Source organism: Stieleria tagensis, from assembly GCF_024129865.1.
Taxonomy (GTDB): Bacteria; Planctomycetota; Planctomycetia; order Pirellulales; family Pirellulaceae; genus Stieleria; species Stieleria tagensis.
This window is the reverse complement of the sequence record NZ_JAMYFE010000049.1, coordinates 156,674-175,062: the sequence shown is the minus strand read 5'-3', so window position 1 is coordinate 175,062 and position 18,389 is coordinate 156,674. Positions and strand designations below refer to the sequence as shown.

At 54.7% G+C, this 18,389-nt stretch carries 10 protein-coding genes and 1 pseudogene; 8 read left to right on the top strand and 3 right to left on the bottom strand.

All coding sequences use genetic code 11. The annotated features are described in order from the left end of the window. Positions 1-10: 10 nt before the first annotated feature. Positions 11-1,582, bottom strand: a complete 1,572-nt coding sequence (locus tag NHH03_RS12695) for a recombinase family protein (protein WP_253156627.1) — start codon at positions 1,580-1,582, stop codon at positions 11-13. 292 nt (positions 1,583-1,874) lie between these two features. Beyond that, positions 1,875-2,045 carry a recombinase family protein gene (locus NHH03_RS28385; RefSeq protein WP_390895563.1) on the bottom strand — a complete coding sequence of 57 codons (171 nt, stop codon included), beginning with the start codon at positions 2,043-2,045 and terminating at the stop codon, positions 1,875-1,877. A 383-nt stretch (positions 2,046-2,428) separates the two neighbouring features. Between NHH03_RS28385 and NHH03_RS12690 the strand changes: the two genes are divergently transcribed. Continuing rightward, positions 2,429-4,654: an McrB family protein gene (locus tag NHH03_RS12690; RefSeq protein ID WP_253156625.1), complete on the top strand. Its 2,226-nt coding sequence runs from the start codon at positions 2,429-2,431 to the stop codon at positions 4,652-4,654. Continuing rightward, positions 4,651-5,922: an McrC family protein gene (locus tag NHH03_RS12685; protein WP_253156606.1), complete on the top strand. Its 1,272-nt coding sequence runs from the start codon at positions 4,651-4,653 to the stop codon at positions 5,920-5,922. The genes NHH03_RS12690 and NHH03_RS12685 overlap by 4 nt, the downstream gene beginning before the upstream one ends. Before the next feature lie 10 nt (positions 5,923-5,932). Here the strand turns inward: NHH03_RS12685 and NHH03_RS12680 are convergent, their stop codons facing one another. Beyond that, positions 5,933-6,289, bottom strand: coding sequence for a helix-turn-helix domain-containing protein (locus NHH03_RS12680; protein ID WP_253156604.1), 357 nt, complete (start codon positions 6,287-6,289; stop codon positions 5,933-5,935). Positions 6,290-6,362: 73 nt separating this feature from the next. Between NHH03_RS12680 and NHH03_RS12675 the strand changes: the two genes are divergently transcribed. The 6 genes and pseudogenes from NHH03_RS12675 to NHH03_RS28380 all read left to right on the top strand — a co-directional run. Next, positions 6,363-9,515, top strand: a complete 3,153-nt coding sequence (locus NHH03_RS12675) for a DUF499 domain-containing protein (RefSeq protein ID WP_253156603.1) — start codon at positions 6,363-6,365, stop codon at positions 9,513-9,515. Positions 9,516-9,614: 99 nt separating this feature from the next. Beyond that, positions 9,615-10,409: a DUF3780 domain-containing protein gene (locus NHH03_RS12670; protein WP_253156601.1), complete on the top strand. Its 795-nt coding sequence runs from the start codon at positions 9,615-9,617 to the stop codon at positions 10,407-10,409. A gap of 58 nt (positions 10,410-10,467) precedes the next feature. Then, positions 10,468-13,515: a DUF1156 domain-containing protein gene (locus tag NHH03_RS12665; RefSeq protein ID WP_253156599.1), complete on the top strand. Its 3,048-nt coding sequence runs from the start codon at positions 10,468-10,470 to the stop codon at positions 13,513-13,515. Positions 13,516-13,563: 48 nt separating this feature from the next. After that, entirely contained in the window at positions 13,564-16,326 is a 2,763-nt protein-coding gene (locus NHH03_RS12660) for a helicase-related protein (protein WP_253156597.1), read from the top strand. Between the two features lie 16 nt (positions 16,327-16,342). After that, positions 16,343-17,239 (top strand): DUF4238 domain-containing protein, encoded by an 897-nt coding sequence (locus NHH03_RS12655; protein ID WP_253156595.1) that lies wholly within the window; start codon positions 16,343-16,345, stop codon positions 17,237-17,239. A gap of 8 nt (positions 17,240-17,247) precedes the next feature. Beyond that, positions 17,248-18,357, top strand: a pseudogene (locus tag NHH03_RS28380) (zinc-ribbon domain-containing protein); the annotation flags it as partial. Between the last annotated feature and the right edge of the window lie 32 nt (positions 18,358-18,389).

Sequence of the window (18,389 nt, the reverse complement as noted above, 5' to 3'; positions counted from 1 at the left end):
GTTGTCTCCGTTAAAGAAGTTGTTGAAGGAATTGAAGATCCGTTCGGCCGAACAATTCGGTGCGAATGGAAGAGCTGGTGAATCGCATCGGTTTGGAATCCGAGCCGAACCGCGGCAACGCAATGAAGCCGAGGATGTTGAAGTCGGCCGGTTCGGAAAGCAGCACACCGAGCGTCATGTCGATGACCGGCCGCGGATCGCGGCGAATCGGCCAATACGACTCGTAGCCGTGTGGGACAGGCACAGCCGGCTGAATCGAAACGGTCAATTTCTGGTCGAGCACCAAGAAATCGGAATAGGCCAGCGTCTGGGGCACGTGGCCGAGAATTTGTTCTTGAACAGCGCTGCGGGCTTTGTCGCGTTCGCCGTCGAATAGTTTCTGAAACGCTTGGTCGAGCGAACCGAATTCGCGAGCGTACGCACACGTCGGCGGCAGGTCGTCATCGAGCCGGATCAATCCCGGCCGCACCATCCCTCGAGACCGATACAAGGCATCAAGCATCCGCAGCATGTAGTCCGGGTCGTACCGCTGCTTACGTTTCTCAAAGATCTCCTGAGCTCGCAAAAACAAGTCAAACTCGATGATGCCGGTGAACGCGTCCACCGTCCGAACCCACTTCTCGACCGGGTTTGGCTGGGTTGGCGTCTTCAGTTTGCCGGACGTACGGTTGTAAACCATCGTCCCGGCGTACTTCTCGTTACGAAGCCGCGCGACTACACCACCCGCGCCCCAGCGGCCGTTGCTCGGCGACGGGATCTCGTCGTCGTTCAACCCCTCGGCGATCTTGAACTCCGAGTAGCCACGTTCAACGAACTCTTCAAAGATCCGGCGAATGACCGCGACCTGTTCCGGCGGCCCTTCGGTCAACGTGACCCGTTGGTTTTGGATGCCCTTATGTTGGCCAGCTTCCAACACATGCAGCGGTTCGCGTTTCTCATCGAGCAACAACCGAGACAAGCCGTATGGCGGTTTGCCGCCAGCGAGATAGCCCTGTTCGGCGATCTTCACACAGCCGCGCCAAACCTTGTCGCTAAGCTCGCGACTGTATTGGGCCGCCCGAAATCTCTCGAACTGAACGTAGACCGGATAGAGCGGATCGTTCTCTTTCGGCTTGCCGATCGTCGTGTAGATGACCTGTTTCTTGTTCTTCTTGCAGATCGCCGAAAATTGAGCCGACAAGTCGATATCTTGAAACCGACCCCACCGCGAAACGTCCAAACACAGCACGTACTCAAAGTCGTTGCGTTTGGCGATCCATTCCTCCATCATCTCCGTGAATGCGGGCCGTCCTTCGGCGTTCAGTCCCGATCTTCCGGCATCGCAGAACTCGCGGATGATTTCGACGCCGTGTTCCCGCGCCCATTGTCGAACCTGATCCTGTTGAATCGGGATCGAGTTTTCCTGTCGGTCTTGTGCCGAGTGCCGGTAATACGCCACCGCTCGAACGAGCGCCGGCGAATCCGGATCGGGCACACCGATTTCCCACCAATTATCCAAGGTGAATGCTCCATCTGTAAAAGTCTCTGTCGTTCCCGCCAGCACACCGCTGGCGGGTATCGACAAGACAGTTACGAGAAGCACCCCACAGGCCTCAAGCGGCTAAGTCACACCTGTCGCCAAGATTTCCGAGACTTTGTCACACGATGACAAACAAAGTTGGCAGCCAAAACGAAAAATTCTCGCCAACGGCAAAGCCATCGGCGAGAATCAACCTTCACAACAACAAGAGCTACGCCTGATCAATGATCAAGATAGTCTTACCGTTCTCTTCGCAAACCGCGGCAAGATCCGCGCCCCCATCGCCAGCGACACGCCCCAACCGACTCCAATCGAAACAAATCACAGCGTCAAAATCACCCTGTCGAGCGATCCACTACTCCACCATTTCAGCCAGCGTCGGCCGACCCTCCGCCGTCGCCGGCCCCGAGTTACAAAACTCCCGAACGATCCGCACCCCATTCGCCGCCGCCCAACGCCGAACAAAACTTCCTTGCACATCAACCGATCGCCCCTCGTCATCCAACGAAGACCGAAAGTAAGCCACCGCCCGAGTCCCCACCGACTCCACCGCCGGCACAGGTTCCAAATTCAATTCATCAACCACGAGAACAACTCCCTCGCAAAGCCAAGATCACGCCGCCGACCCAACGCCAACGAACACAACCCAACAGTTACGAGAGCTGCCGAGCAGTCATCAAGCGGCCATGTCAATCGTGCCGGTTTCAGCTGACCCAGCGCTACCGGATCTCCCCAGTTGTGGGCCACGTCTCAGCTTGGGATCATGTGTGCCAATCAAAATACCTTTGGGCAAATCGCATGAACTCAGCCGAACTCTCCACCCTTGCACTATCAAGCATCTCAAGCAGTGACTTTGAGTTCGCCCCTCCGACGTTGAGCGAGCGTGGCAAACGCAATGCCGGGAAGGTCATGAAGGAAATTCCAGTCCAGCGACTGCAAGTTGGCGGGCAGGAAATGGTTCGCGATCGCGGCTCACGCTATTGGTGGGGCGACGGAATTATCATCAATCGCAATTCGCGCGTTGGCGGCGGGTTCTGGACCAACATGCCGCCGTCCCAACTTGCTGACCTGCGTCAAGTGACGGCGGATCACCCGGCGATCTTTCTGTTCTGCTATTTCGAGGTGTCAGAAGAAAAGATGCACGTTTGGGCGATTCCAGACGAGGTCACCATTCAAAGTCTCGCGACCGTTCCCGAGAACCAGTCTGGCGTCAAAACCGTTTACATCGACTTGCGAACGCAACGGTTCAGCCAAGCGGAGGATTCGCCTGACCTGACGCCTTACTACCGCGAAGTGCCCATGACCGAGGGTGAGAAGGAATCACTCGCAGCCGCCATCAAGCAAGATACCGCAGCGAAAGAACTCGATGCGACCGACACGGATGACTATGAAGACGACGATTCATCGGACGATGAAATCGAACACCTCTATACCCAGGAGACCGTCGACTTTGTTCTCGAGCTGTCCAATCGCACGACGGATGGAGATTGGCACAAGTCCAAGCAAGACGTCTATTGGCGCGTGTTGAAGGATCCAACAAAAGCCTTGGTCGAGCGGCTGCGAAGCGACCCGATTTCAAACCTTGATTCCGGCGTTGCCGCAACCAAACGCAATGTGTCGGTGCTGAAGAAGAACGACTACGGTCGCGGCGGCTACTACGATCACTATTGGGCAGCGTTCTTCGATCCAGAGCAGGACACAAAGACAAGAAGCTGCCAACTTTTCTTCCGGATGCTCGCCGCGGAGCGACAATTCCGCTACGGCTTCGCATTCGGCAACGACTGCGATCAATACATCGCCAACCTTCACAGCGCGATCGCGGCCAATCGGGTCGCCGTGCAAGAGTATCTCTTAGGTGCTCCCGAGGGCACGGTGGTCGGCTTGAACACGTCGGATGACCAAGAACGGATCGACGCAGCTGTTTTCGCAGGCTTAATCGCTCAATCCAGTGAAGCATTGGGCGACGACGCTGTATCGCCAACGGCACCCATTAGCATTATCCAACGTTTTCCGCTCGAAGAGTTGCCAGAGCGAGCCCATTCGCTCAACGAACAAATCGGTGGCTTCTTTCGATGGGTGTGGCCGTTCTTTGATGCCGCGCGAACCGGCGTTTGGTCTTCCCATCAACAAACGGAGCCCGGTGCTGGCGATCCAGAAGACGAATTGCTCGACGAGGATGCACCGCGGACGCTTCAGGAACTGAGCGATCTCTCTGCATTGTCTATCGAAAGGCTCCAAGAAATCGAAGACGCTTTGTTGACGAAGCAGCAGATCGTTTTGACCGGCCCCCCCGGCACGAGCAAAACCTACATCGCACAGTTGTTTGCTCGGTACTTCGCAGCTGACCGCGAAACGAACTCGCAAGGGAAGCACACAATGCTGTTCATGCACGCCAACTGGGCATACGAAGACTTCTTCGAGGGAATCAAACCGTTCACAGACGAAGGCGTATTAAAGTTTGAACCGAGGTTGGGCTGTTTCCTGGAATGGATTGAATCGCTCGCAGAGTATCGGCCGACCGGACGCCATGTTCTCGTTCTGGACGAAATCAACCGATGCGATACCGCCGCGGTGCTGGGTGAGCTTCTGCAATTACTTGAATATCGCGGGCGAGCCGTTCGTTTGCTGTCCGGTCGAAAGTTTCGTTTCCCCAGCAACGTCTACATCATTGGCACCATGAACAGCGCGGATCGTTCGATCGGTCGGATGGACCTTGCGTTGCGTCGGCGTTTCCTTTGGCTGGACCTCGTCCCCGACTACGACATCCTTCACACGTGGCTCAGCCGAACCGGCAACAACCCTTCGAGGTTCACCGCCCAAGCGTTGCGTCAATGCAACCGACTGCTCGAAGAACGTGGCATTGCGCCCGAGCAACAGGTTGGGCACGCATTGTTCATGGTGCAGACTTTCGGCAGTGAAACACAAGCGTCCGAGGATAAGCCGCTCATTGCCCAAGCCTTGAAGCGAATTGTTCGTTTCAGCGTCCTGCCTTACATCAAAGAGCTTTGCGTAATGCAGTTCGGACGCGTGGACCAACCGCTGGTTCAACAAATTGAACGGGTTCTGTTGGAATGCTTGAACGACACCGCTACGCCAACCGATTCGAGTGACGCGGAACCGGAGTCCAGCGAGTGAACGCCGTCGCCGAACCAACCAACGGATCGCCGACGACAACTGACATCGTTTGCGATGAGAAGGGAACTCCAGGCGGGCGGCATTGGACTGGCAACCTGGACAAGGTTCGTGATGACTACGCCGCGATTCGGCGACACGCCGAGAACCGTACCATTCACGTCATCGAACGTGCCGGCCAAATTGAGATTCATGCCCTCGATCGAGTCGGCGTGCTGGTCCTTCCCAGTGGTCGAAGGATCGTTTTGCGGACGAAGATCCCCGGCATTGTCCTGCTCGATTGGTTGGCCTACCTGAACGAGTTTCCCGATATTCAAATATGGGGATCCGGCGGAAACATCCAGTCGAGCGATTCTTGGCAAACCGCACTCGCACGACTCTTCCTCGCCGAACTCGAAGTGCTTACTCGCTGCCACCTGCGCAAAGGATTCGTCCCGATGCAGGTCGACTCGCCCAATGTACGCGGTCGAATTCTGACGAACCGTTTGTCGCAACGCATGTGGCGTTTGCCATCCATTCCGCAAATCGTTCGTGGCCGCAGCATCAACACCGCCGCGAATCAGGTGCTCGCGATGGCATTGGACAAGCTCGTTCATTTTCAATCGGATCTCGAAGCCGGCGAGAAATGCCTCTTTCATCAACTGCGAACCGACTGGTCTGAAGTGTCCCGCGAACAATTAGACCAACAGAGCATCTTGCAGACCAGCGTGGCGGCACCACCCGATGGTTACCGACCTGCAATCCAGCTCGCTCGACTCCTGCTCACGGGAGCAAGTCTCGACCCCGATCGCGGCGTCGGCGGAGACACATTTACCTTGTCGCTGTCACGCATTTGGGAATTAGCTGTCACCCGAATGTGTGACGACTTAGCAAGCGAAACCGGATGGCAAGTCGCCCCACGTTCTACCTCCATCCGCCGTTGGGACGATTCCCTCGGCCCCGACGACCCCAACCGCTCGTTGATTGCCGACACACTGTTGCGTCGTGGCAGCGACCGATGGATCCTCGACGCCAAATACAAACGCGGTTTCGGCGACGAGTCCCGCAGCGATCGCTTCCAAATGTGCGCCTACGTCCTCGGCTTTGGAGCCAATCGAGCCACCCTCGTCTACCCGTTCGCAAACGCCGGACAGCCGCATCGACGAACGCTCATGTCAACAACGTTTGGCGGAGCCGCGGTCACCATTGACGCGATTGCACTGCCGATGAACCAACGGCCGGCGGCTTGCAAACTGATGCTGGCTCGGCAGCTAAAAGCGAACGTCAACTGATCCATCGCGATCAACCTCCCGTCGACAGCGATGCTTCCAACTGGTCGAGCGTTCGCTTGTCCAGCTTCGCTAGCTTCCGAAACAGCTCCGGTCGTTGTCGTATCCGCTTGCGAATCGACACCGGCACCTTGTCGGCCAAGAGCAGCAACTCGTCCTCGTCAGCCTTCAGCTCAACGGCCAGTTTGTGAATGAACTTCTCCGATGGATAGTCGCCGAAATGTAACTTTTCATTCTCGACTTTGCTGACGTACGAAATGCTCACCTGAAGGTGCTCCGCGATAGATCGTTGCGTCAGACCACGAGCTAGTCGTAATTCGCGGACCCGCTGCCCAAAATTCATCGCCGATACCTCTGATTGTTGAATCACTAAGCAAACCGTATGCTTGTTGAACCTTTTGGTCAACTATCCGCATCACCGCCACGGAAAAGCATCTTCACCGATGAAGACACTCGCTTGCTGCACGCCTCGCCAATCAGTCTTGGACGGATCCGAAGACTTTGTCGTCAATCTGTCGTCGCTCGCGGAGCTTACCGAATCGCAAGCGATTGAATTCTTGGACTCGAATGTTTTGACTTCGGGCATGCAGGAACTCGTCATGCAGTCATTCGATCGACTAGCTGGCGGTCCAAGCCGCGGGATCTTCAAGCTTTCGGAGTCAATGGGCGGCGGCAAAACGCAAAGCATGATCGTCGCAGGTCTAATTGCGAAGTATCCCAAACTGGCCGGAAGCCTTGAATTTGATAAGCCACCGGCATCCGTAACGGCTGACCATGTCATTGCATTCACCGGTCGGAATACCGACGAGATCGTTTGGGTTTCGATTGGCCGCGAGTTTGGTGTCGAGTTTGACCCAGACAAGGCGCCATCAGAAAAGCAATGGGCAAAACTTTTCGATGGCAAGAAGGTTCTCATTCTGTTGGATGAGCTTGCTTTTTATCTCGTTCATGCCGCGTCTCAGGGAAACAAGGAAGAGGGAGAGCGTTTTAGCAACTTGGTCGCAATCGCGTTGACAAATCTGTTCGGGGCAGTTCGCGATCACAAGCAATCCGCCACCACCGCCCTGGTCGTTGCCGACTTGCAAAAGGACTGGGAACAGGGACAGGAGGACTTGGCCCGCATCATGAGGTCTAACCTTTCGCTTGGTGGCACTATCCAAAGTACCGACAACGAAATGAGCAAAGGAGCCGTGTCGATTTCGCCGGTCAACAACTCCAAGGATGAACTATTCGAAATATTGCGAAAACGGATTTTCAAAACGATCAATATCAGCGACGCGGAGAAGAAGGCCATCATCAAAACTTACGACAAGGAACTGCAAACCGCGAAGCGCGCAGGCCTGATCGAGCGAGCCTTACCAAAAATCCAGGAGGAAATGGATGTGTCGTATCCTTTCCACTTCTCCACCAAACACCTCATTGAAACCTTCAATGACAATCCAGGGTTTCAAAAGACCCGCGATGTCATCTACCTCATGTCATCAATCGTCCGCGCGGTGTGGGGCAAAGGCGAACAAGACCAACAATACGTGCTGTCACTTGCTTCGCCGGACTTCAACGATAGCCATGTTGCTGTACGATTCAAGGACATCAAGCGTTCCCTCGAGGGCGCGATGCAAACGGACATTGCTGGCTCTGGCATCTCTAAGGCCGAAGCACTCGTCGGCGAAACAGACGGATTGTCGCTTATAGCCGCTAAGTGGCTGTTCGCTGCCTCTCTATCGGAAGTCCGTCCGCGTGGTTTATCGGTCGGGGAACTGACCGAGTACATGGCTGGTCCCGGAGTAGATCAAACCAAGATCGCCGGCGCAGTGACCGAACTCTATCGAAACTGCTGGTACATTGACCAGCACAAATCCGGCAAGTATTTCTTCAATCGAACCAAGAATCTCAACGCCCAGTTGAATTCCTACGTCAAGGACTGTTCGAAAGATGATCGTGAGACCGTCATCGAAGACAAATTGACGGAGATGTTCGAGCCGAAGGAAAAGCGGTGCTATCAACGGCTCGCAGTCCACAAAGACTTCACCAAATTGCAGCTTAACCGCGACTCGGCGTTGCTGGTCGTCTGCGGTCACGACGCTCCGTACGAAAAGTTCTTCGAGGATGCGAAGTACAAAAACCGAATTGCGTTTTTGACCGTCGTCGATCCGAAGGGGTTATTCAAGGTCAACAAACACGCCGAACGTTTTTGGGCGATCGAGCAAGTCCTGAAGGACATGACCAAAGACGACGCTCAATGGGAAAAGGCACTCACCGAGAAAGCCAACATCCAGTCCGAGCTGTTCATGGCAATTCGGACCGTCTACGCCCGCTTGCTTTATCCCCTGTACGACAACTCGCTCGGCAAATCCAAACTCGCCGATGCCGCGTTGCTCGATTCCTACAGCGAAGAAGGTAGCGACAAAGCGATCAAGTACGACGGAAAGACGAACGCCTCCAAGGGCGAGTTAGTCGTCGAGGCGACGATGAAAGAGAAACGCAAGTTTCAAACCGTCAAAGCCGCCAGCGGTACCGACAAGGTCAAAGCGTATCAAGCAATCCGCGATCGAGTCGAAGCGCTCCTGTTCCCAAGCACTGGGCGTGCCGGTTGGGACCAGATTCTCGAAGCCGCCGCCAGCCAGGGGAACATGGTGTGGACGGAACCTGGACTGCTCGACCGCTTGAAAGACACGATGCTGACCGCCGGTCAGTGGCGAAACGAGGCCCAGCAAATCCTTAAGCCGCCATTCGAGGAACAAACCGGTGTCTCGATCGAATACGACCGCAATGACAAGACCGGCCGGATCGTCACCACCGACATCAAATTGCACCATGGCGATACGCTTTTGGTCAGCGAAGATGGCGGCGAATACAAGAAAGTGCCCGCCGACGAAGCATTTCAATCCGATGCGATGACCTTGGTCTTCAAGGCGGAAGACTCCACCGGTAAGAACAAGACCGGTCAAGAATACAAAATCCAAAACGAGATCGACCTTCGACACGAATTCCTCGACACCTCAACCGATGGGCATAGACGGCTGAAGATCGGAGTCGTTCCTCCGGACACCATCATCAAATGGACATCCGATGGAACGGATGCTGCCAACAATGGCAACCCGTATCCGACCGAGGGCATCGACGTTCCCGAGGGTGCAACCGTCAAACTTTTCGTTGAAAAAGGCAGTGTTCACCGAGACTTGTCGATTTCCGTTCCTGAAACATCCTCCGCCGCGGACGAAGGCGATGGGCCGGCACCGCTAGATCCCGAGAAACCAGCCCGAATCGATGGAAAGGCGCTCAAGGAATTCTCGTTGGTGACCCGAAAGACAGTCCACGGCTTCCTGACCGATTTACCAAATGGAACTGGTCTCGCTGGCCCGCGTGCGAAGGTCGTTAAAGCAGCCTCCGACAACCACGTGGCGATCGCCTGGGACAAAAGCATTGTTTTAAAGGAAGCCGACTTGATGAAGGCCTACGCATTCCTCGATGGTGAGCTACCCGACGCCGAGTGGGAATTGCTAGCCGCTCGAATCGTATTTCCCACTGGCAAAGACCTGATTGATTGGCAAGCCAAGCAGTCAATCAAGATCTCATCCAACCTGATCACCCAATAAGCTGACTGATGCGATGGAAACCGGATTGACCAAACGTGTCCCCACCTCTCGTACATTGAAGTGCGGCCCGCAGTCGACCAACGGGTAAGGATAACCACCATGAAAAACACTCCAACCGAATCACCGAAGCCGTTTGGCGACGTGGACACCGACATCGAACACGGAATCTTCGTGGTCGATACCCGTCGCGGCCATGATTGCCGATTGACGCTACTTGGCCGCACCGAACGCGGATACCCGCGCACCGAGTTGGCAACAATCTCCGGTAAACTGTGGAAAGAAATCGGATCGGCGGTCGAAAAAGAATTGATCCGCGGAATGCAGGATCGTGAACAAACCACGAAGAAGCGAAAGGGCGATGATCCCACCCTTGCCACGGGCGAGAACGCACTCAGCACCCTTCTAACTCGCGAACTGGCGGTCCTGTTGTGGGCACTCATGGAAGATCAAACCGGCAAGCGTACTGATGCGTTGTTTGCTGGGTGGAAACAGCTAGCCGCTGAGGAACGATGGTGGCTGTTTGCACGGGCTAGTGGCCCGGCACAGAAGCAAGGGCACGGCTGGCGACACGCGCTTCTATTTGCGTTGGACGATCCCGCTGAAACACGCACCGCGGTCCAGCCCAAAGAATCAAGCGACAGTAAACAGAACGACATAACGCCGCGCAAAAAGGCCGTCAAAAAGCGCGTCGCGAAAAAGGCGACCGCAAAAAAAAAGTCGCCAACCAGCCCTCGCAGCCCGGTGACGACGACCCAACCCAGTGGCTCCGCGGCAAAGCCGAAGCGTTCGACCAAGAAGTCCCAACGCAAGACGCCAGCAAAGAAGACGAAAAAAACTCAACCCGAAGCGTCAGCGAAAGATCTCCAGAAACCGACGGCCCGAAAGACCGCGTAGCTGACAAGCCGGATGTCCATCGCGAGCCGCCACCCAACCAACTAAAGCTGTTTGATCCATGACCGCCGCCCAAAAGCGAAAATCTCTTCTTGAAGTCCAATTCCCAATCGCTCAGCTTTCGCTCGAGAGTTTTCTGGAGCGAAGTGCTACACACGGAAAAACATTAAACTCGCTAGGTAAATGGTGGGGAGCAAAACCGTTTGTCTTGACACGTGCGATCATTTTGGCGGCTCTTTTTGAAGCATCAGATGACCATAACCGCTGGGCCGCAGATCTTCAGATTTTCCTCCGGTTGCTTTGCTTAGACAGCGACGGCATGTGGCATCGGCGCAACCATAATTTATCAGCAAACTCAGCAAGACCAGCTCATCCATCCTTTGCGTCATTGTGTTATCCCAATGCCAAAAAGGATGAAGTCGAACTCTTTATAGACGAATCGACTTGGCGACCGCGACTGGATGCAGACGAAAAATCGCAACGTCAACTACTCGAGAAACGAGTTTTTTTCAGCCTGGACTATCCAATCCAGCGGCGATACTGCAAGCATGTCCAAGAGGTTGAGGGTCCCCCACGCGAGAGTTGGCTTGAGATCAATAAGCATTGTGCGACTACTGCAACAAGCCTTCGCGAATGGGTTGAACAGATATCAAAACGCCGTTTTGGCAAGCGGATCAAGGTCGGAGATGCGTTCAGTGGCATGGGGTCAATACCATTTGAAGCAGCGAGACTTGGGTGTGATGTATCGGCGTCTGATATCAACCCAGTCGCGAGTTTACTAACCTGGGGCGCATTGAATGTTGTTGGTGGAAGCCCGGAGTTCCACGAATCTGTTGCTGCTGCTCAGCTCAAGGTGTACGACGAAGTTGCTGAGTGGATTGAAAAAAAAGGAATCGAACGAAGCGAGGATGGATTGCAAGCTACGCTTCACTTTTATTGTCTTGAAGTACCGGTCCCTGAATGGGATGGCTGGCAGATTCCAGTTTCAGGAACCTGGCGAATTGCACCCAAGTCAAATACGTGGATTGAGTTGGTACCAAACGCGAGTAAGAAACGCTTTGAGTTCAAAGTCCGACATGGTGGTGAAGGATTTGGAAAGGCCTTGCATGGCACAAAGCGAGGGATGGATTTACACTGCCCTGACTCGCTCTGGAAGATTCTTCACGAGGAGGGTAAGACCAACAACGCTACTCGCCGTATCCCCATCAATACACTTATTCGAAATCACGGTGGACTTAGATTGTGGGGAAAGGATGATTTTGAACCTGCACCTAACGATTTCTACAGAGAAAGGCTCTATTGCATTCGCTGGTTGCAGCCGGCACCTTTGGATGAAAGCGGGCGAAGAATCGGACGAGATGTGTTTGTCTATCGCGCCCCTACTGAGCACGACATCCAGGTTGAGGATAGCATTCATACTGAGATTGAATCGGGCCTTGCTTCGATGCAAAAAAATGGTTGGATTCCAGATTGGCGAATCCAGGATGGCGTAAAGACTAGGGAAGTTATTCGGACCCGTGGCTGGACGTACTGGCACCATTTGTTTAACGCAAGACAGCTTTTGCTTGTGTCGCAATATTCAAAAAGGATCGCAAATTTAAAGGGCGACGAACGTGCAGCGGCGACGCTCAATATCGGTCTGCTACTCAACTACAATTCCCGTCTTTGCCATTGGCATGAAAAGGCCGGCGGGGGAGTCGGTAGCACGGGTCGAGTATTTTACAACCAAGCTTTGAATACCTTTCCAAATTATCCAGCGAGAAGCTGGGCATCCCTCAGGAAGAACCTTTGCGCAACGCATGAAAACATACCTTGTGATGCAGCCCCCACTGTGACACAAGAAGACGCTCGTAGTCTAGGAGAAACGGCTGAACTGTGGATTACTGACCCACCTTATGCCGACGCTGTTGTGTATGCAGAGTTGTCCGAATTCTTTCTTGCATGGTACAAGCAGCACATAAAATCTTGTTTTCCCGACTGGACCGTCGATTCACTCCGTGGAAGTGCTGTGCAGGGCGACGATGCCGGGTTTAGAGTTGCTATGGCGGAATGCTACGGCAACCTCGCCAGGCAAATGCCCGATGATGGCCTTCAAGTTCTAATGTTTACGCACAAAGACACGGAGGTTTGGGAAGATCTTGCATTAATCATGTGGGCAGCTGGCCTTCAAGTTAAACGTGTCTGGAGCGTCGCGACTGAAACCGGTGCCGGTGCAGTCAGAAAAGGCAATTATGTTCAGGCCACCTACAACATGGTGCTTCGCAAACGTCCGGCGAACGCACCTGTCGGATTCGACGATATGATCGTCGATGAGATTCAAGGCCGCGTCAAAGAAGTCATCACGCACATGCGGGAAAGCCAATCCGCCGCCGGATCGTTCACATGTGGTTACACCGACACCGACTACTTGCTCGCAGCGCAAGCCGTCGCCGCCGAAGTGATTACCGGCTACGCGTCAATCTCCGGTATCAATCTGAACGAAGAACTGCGCACTCCCAACAACCAGCGCGATGAACAGTCCGTGCTGCGAACGCTGATGAATCAAGCCAAGCGTGAAGCGGTCGATTTCCTGGTTCCCACCGGATTGGAAGAGCACCTTCGCCGGACGCCCGACGGCGGTTCGGCCGCTCAATTCTGGCGACAGCTTGCACCGGAGGAGAAGTTCCTGCTAAAGGGATTGGAACTGGAAGCCGGTGGCGAAGACCGGATCGGCGCGTTTCAAGATTTGGGACGAGCGTACGGCATCGCCGACTACGAAGACTTGCTCGGCGAAGTTCGTGCCAACAACGCTCGCACCCGCTTACCCAGCGAGTTCCCCCGCCCCGACATGACTCGTTGGGATGACATCCCCTCAACCGATCGCGACCAGTTCGATCACAGCGTGACGCGTCACCTCTACTACGCGATGTCGATCCTGCAAGACGGTGCCGATATGGACCGAGCGATGAAGCACCTGGTCGACTGCACTAATTTCTGGGAAGACCGGCACGGCAAGCATCTCGTCTTGCTGGCCTACCTGTATCACACCACCGAAGTGATGGAAGCTTGGGCCGATTTACATTCGGTCATCCAAACGCTGCGGTTGGCGGTTGAGAATCACCGACCTTAAGCAGGTCCATGTTCGTCCTCGCTTACGCGTCGGGTTAAGAAAAGCACCATGTCGATTCAACGGTTTAGTTCGCGTCGCAAGCGTCTCTACGATTCGTTTCTGTCACAGCGTCTGAAGAATGCGGCTTCGTACGATCGCATTGCTGGCTATTTTCAATCAAGCCTGCTGGCGCTCGCGGCGGATGAGTTCAAGACGATCCCGCACGTTCGTATCGTTTGCAACACCGACGTGAACCCTGCAGATGTACATGCCGTCCGACAATCTCTGGGGCCGCGCCGTGAAGAGCTGGAACAATCGTTGTTGCGGATGGTTTGGAACGAGGGTGAGTTTCCGCACCTGGTCGACGTTTATGGAGAACAAGCCAAAGAACGGCTACGCATCCTGCAAGAGTTGGTGACCCTGGACCCTGACTCGGGGCGGTCTTTCGAGATTCGGATCGTTCCGGATTGCGAGTTCGGGTTCGTTCACGGCAAAGCGGGTGTCATTCGCTATCAAGACGGAACGGCAACGTCTTTCATGGGCAGCGCGAACGATAGCCAACGGGCATGGTCACAGAATTACGAGTTGGTGTGGGAAGATCCGTCGGCCGAATCTATCGAATGGGTCCAGGAAGAGTTTGACGCCCTGTGGGAGCGCGGATTCCCGATCAGCCAGTACATTGTCCGCCAGATCGGCCGATTGGGCAGCCGAACAATCATCGAACACATCGGCGATTGGCGAAAGAGTCCCGCTGTCGAAAAAGTGCTGGCCGAGGTGCCGACTTGCACGGAGCTATTCGGTTTTTGGGAGCACCAAAAGTATTTCATCAAGATGGCGTTCGACGAGCACCGCTTGTACGAAGATCTTCCCGGACGCGGTGCTCGTTACCTGCTTGCTGATGGTGTAGGCCTTGGCAAGACACTGCAACTTGGCGGGCTGGCCAAGTTGATCGGCACGCTGTCGGACGAACCGATCTTGATTGTCGCCCCAAAAGCCGTTGTCGCTCAGTGGCAAGAGGAGATCTACGACAAATTGGCCGCACCCAGCGCCGTCTGGACGGGCAAAGGCTGGCTGACCGAACGCGGTGAATTCCATCCAGCCACGGAAGAATCGGTTACGAAATGCCCTCGCAAGATTGCGATCGTTTCCACGTCGGTGGTTCTCAGCGCCACCCGCAGCGTGATGAATGGTCGTTTGGCCGAAGAACTTCTCAAGAAACGGTTCAGTTGCGTGCTGTGGGACGAGGCGCACAAAATCCGCCGGGAGAACGTTCGTGAACCAAAAGTCTGGGGACCGCCCAAAAAGAATCTGCTGTACGAATGGGCGATGAAGCTAGCCGCTCGCTGCCGGACAATGATTCTGGCAACGGCGACGCCAGTGCAACTTCACCCGATCGAACTGTGGGATTTGCTGAACGTCTTGGCCGTGAACAACGACCAAGTCTTGGGCACAGCTTACGGGCGGTGGAGTCATTGCGACGCCGCCGCAAAGACAAACTTCGAGATCCTAGCCGGTCGAGAATCCGTTGATGACGCGGTGGAGAAGTGGTCGTATTGGAAAGACCCGCTGCCCCGCGAACGCCACCATGATGTCTTCCGAATGGTGCGGGCCACCTTGAACGTCGCCGAAACCTCCGACGTTGCGGTCAATGCCGACATTGATCGCATCGACCCTCTCGACCGAGAAGAATTGGATTGGATTGACGTTCGCGAACTGAACCCATTCACGATGAGAGTTATCAAGCGTTCGCGAGATCGCTTGGAAAAGGATGGCAAGCTGGTGCGAATCGAGTTGATTCCGGTCGACGATGATCAGCCCGTGACGGCTACACACAGCATTCGGGAAGCGTTGGATTTGGCCGAGCGATTCGCTAAAGAGCTGCATAAGAAGAACACGGCCGGTGGGTTCATCAAAACGTTGCTGCAGCGACGCGTGGGAAGCAGCGTGATCGCCGGCTTGAAAACGGCTCAGCGGATGCTAGAGCAGGAAGAAATCGAAGACGAAGAGGGAGCCAATGAGCGGTCACCCTCGTTGAGCGACGCCGGAATCTATCCATTGACACCGGAGGAACGCGAACTATTGGGACTATTGCGAGATCATTTGAAGCGGCAGGTCGACCACGACGGTGATCCCAAGTTCGATCGAGTTCTGGACACGTTGGAGAGCCGCTTCGACGACCAAACCTGGCTTGAGCGTGGCGTTCTGATCTTCTCGCAGTTTTACGACTCGGCGTATGCACTGTGCGAGTTCCTCGCACAACACTTGGATCTGGCAATCGGCCTGTACGCCAACTCGTCGTCATCCAAGTTGTTTGAAAACGGCAAGATTCAAACCATCGACCGGGAACTATTGAAAGAAAAGGTTCGCGTCGGCACCCTCAAGATACTCGTGGGCACGGATGCTGCCAGCACGGGCCTGAACCTACAAACGCTCGGCAGCCTCATTAACTTAGATCTTCCGTGGAATCCGACAACGCTTGAACAACGCAAAGGCCGTGTGCAACGGGGCACCGTCGCCAAACAGATCCCGTATTGCAACCTGCGGTACAACGAAGGCGTCGAGGCCCGCCTCTTTAATGTGCTGACCGGCCGCATCAAAGAGATCACGGACATCTTCGGAACGATCCCCGATTTCATCACCGACGAATGGGTCGACGCCCTCGCGGAAGATCGTCGAATGAGCGAAGACGACTTGGTGAAAATGGTCACCGGCAAGTCACAAAGCCCATTCAACGTCAAGGAAAGTTACGAATACCTTGACGACGAATGGGAAGGCACCGCCGAAGTCCTGAACTCGAAAGAGGCAATCGGTGTCTTCCTTGAGGGATGGTAAGAACACGGGGTAGAAAATGAACCAACCGATCAAGCATCATTATGTTCCGCAGTTCTATCTTGCTGGATTCACGAAGGCAGATCAGAAAGACTCTGTCTTCTATGTTTTCGACAAGGTGCTGCGAAAGACGTGGGAAAGCAATCCGAAGGCGACCGGCTTTGCGAAGAACTTTCACCGAATCGAAAATGCAGCGGGCGGCGATGAGATGGTCATTGAAAAGAAGCTGGCCATCTTTGAAGGGAAATGGGCGAGCATTTTGAAGGAGGTCATCGAGCAGCAACGTCTACCAGAAGGCGAGGCGTTTGAAGAACTGATGATGTTTGTTGCGTTCATGGCGGCCCGTGTTCCCAACGTACGAAATGCGATCGCGACATTCATGGGCGACGTCCACAAGTCGATGATTCAGATTTGGTGCAGCACTCCCGAAGGACGATCGTCGCTTCGGAAAACGCTTGGCCGGTCGGGCGAGAACATGAGCGACGCGGAATTTGACGATTTCGTTCGATATGCGAAGGGTGGTGAATACGACATCACCCTCGAGCAGACGTTCTATGTCAAGCAGATTTTTGAAATTGGCATTCCGCTGACAGAACTATTGAAACAGAGAAGCTGGCGACTTTGGTCCGTCGCTCGAGACGCTCCTGATTTGATCTGTTCCGACAACCCGGTTGTTCCGAGTTGGATCGTTCCGCCAGCTTCGATGTTGATCCCACCGGCATTTGGCATGAGGAACACAATCGTCAGCGTGCCACTTCATCGTCGGCTCGCATTGGTGGGAGCGTTTGATGAAGGTCTACCGGAGAAGGTTCTCGATAGCGAGGGCGTCGCTGCGTTCAACTCCGTGACGAGCCACCACGCAAACCAAATTTTCTCTTCAGAGCCTGCGTCAGGCGAAGTTTCTCTCACCCTCTAGGAAGTAGCATGGGCAGAACACTTCAACACACCGGCATTCGCGTGCCTTCCTTGGTGGCGTACTCGCTTGAACTCGCTGAGGAATGGCATCCAACCAAAAACCCCGAGAAAGATCGTGACTCGGTCCCGCACAACAGCAGCTATCGGGCTTGGTGGAGATGCAAAAGGGATTCGCGACATGAGTGGCAGGCGAGCGTTGCCACCCGAGCGATCGAGAAACAAGGCTGTCCGTATTGCTCCGGCCGAAAAGTTATGCCGGAGGATTCAATCGTCGCGTTGTTTCCTGACGTTGCTGCTGAATTTCATCCGACTAAGAACGGCGACTTACGGCCGGATCAGTTCGTACCGAAATCCAACCAACACGTTTGGTGGCAATGCCGGATTGACTCGACTCATGAGTGGAAATCTCAAGTCGCCAATCGCACCGAAGGCAGCCAATGCCCTCAATGTCGGAAGCTCGGTAATTCGTTGGCTCGCAAGTCGCCGGAATTAGCAGCCGAATGGCATCCGACCAAAAACGGATCGCTTACCCCTGAGATGTTTTCGAGCACCAATCCTCAGAGGGTTTGGTGGCAATGCAAGGAAGACCCAGAGCACGAATGGCAGGCCGCGATTGAAACCCGCAAACGTGGCAAAGGTACTTGTCCGGATTGTCGTCCGAAAACACCAAAGCCGCCCAAGCCGTTGTCAATAAGGTTCGACACACGGCGTGGCTTGAACGAAACCGCTCCTGAACTATTGGATTATTGGCATCCAACCAAGAACCATCCGACGACACCGGAAAGTGTATCTCACGGTTCCAAGCAGCAGGTCTGGTGGCGGTGCCCCAAAGATCCCACCCACGAATGGCAGGATTCAATTAAGAAGGTTCACAGCCGGCAACGCAAATGCCAACTGTGTCCTGGGCCGAACAAGCTAGGTAGCGTTCGCGCCGAGGAATCGTTCGGACATGCCTATCCTGACCTGCTTGCCGAGTGGCATCCGACGCTTAACCCTGGTCTCGATCCGATGACCGTGTCACCGGGCAGTGCCAAGAAGCCAAATTGGCAGTGCTCAAACGATCCAGAGCACGTTTGGAAGGCACATGTTTTTCGGCGTACGAAGGGTGCGGGTTGTCCTTTCTGCAGCGGTTTACGAGCTGACTCAAAAAC

Bases quoted from the DNA above. Each gene is read 5' to 3' on its own strand.
- NHH03_RS12670 (WP_253156601.1), top strand. From the start codon at position 9,615: ATGAAAAACACTCCAACCGAATCACCGAAGCCGTTTGGCGACGTGGAC.
- NHH03_RS12660 (WP_253156597.1), top strand. From the start codon at position 13,564: ATGTCGATTCAACGGTTTAGTTCGCGTCGCAAGCGTCTCTACGATTCG.
- NHH03_RS12655 (WP_253156595.1), top strand. From the start codon at position 16,343: ATGAACCAACCGATCAAGCATCATTATGTTCCGCAGTTCTATCTTGCT.
- NHH03_RS12690 (WP_253156625.1), top strand. From the start codon at position 2,429: ATGAAGGAAATTCCAGTCCAGCGACTGCAAGTTGGCGGGCAGGAAATG.
- NHH03_RS12675 (WP_253156603.1), top strand. From the start codon at position 6,363: ATGAAGACACTCGCTTGCTGCACGCCTCGCCAATCAGTCTTGGACGGA.
- NHH03_RS12665 (WP_253156599.1), top strand. From the start codon at position 10,468: ATGACCGCCGCCCAAAAGCGAAAATCTCTTCTTGAAGTCCAATTCCCA.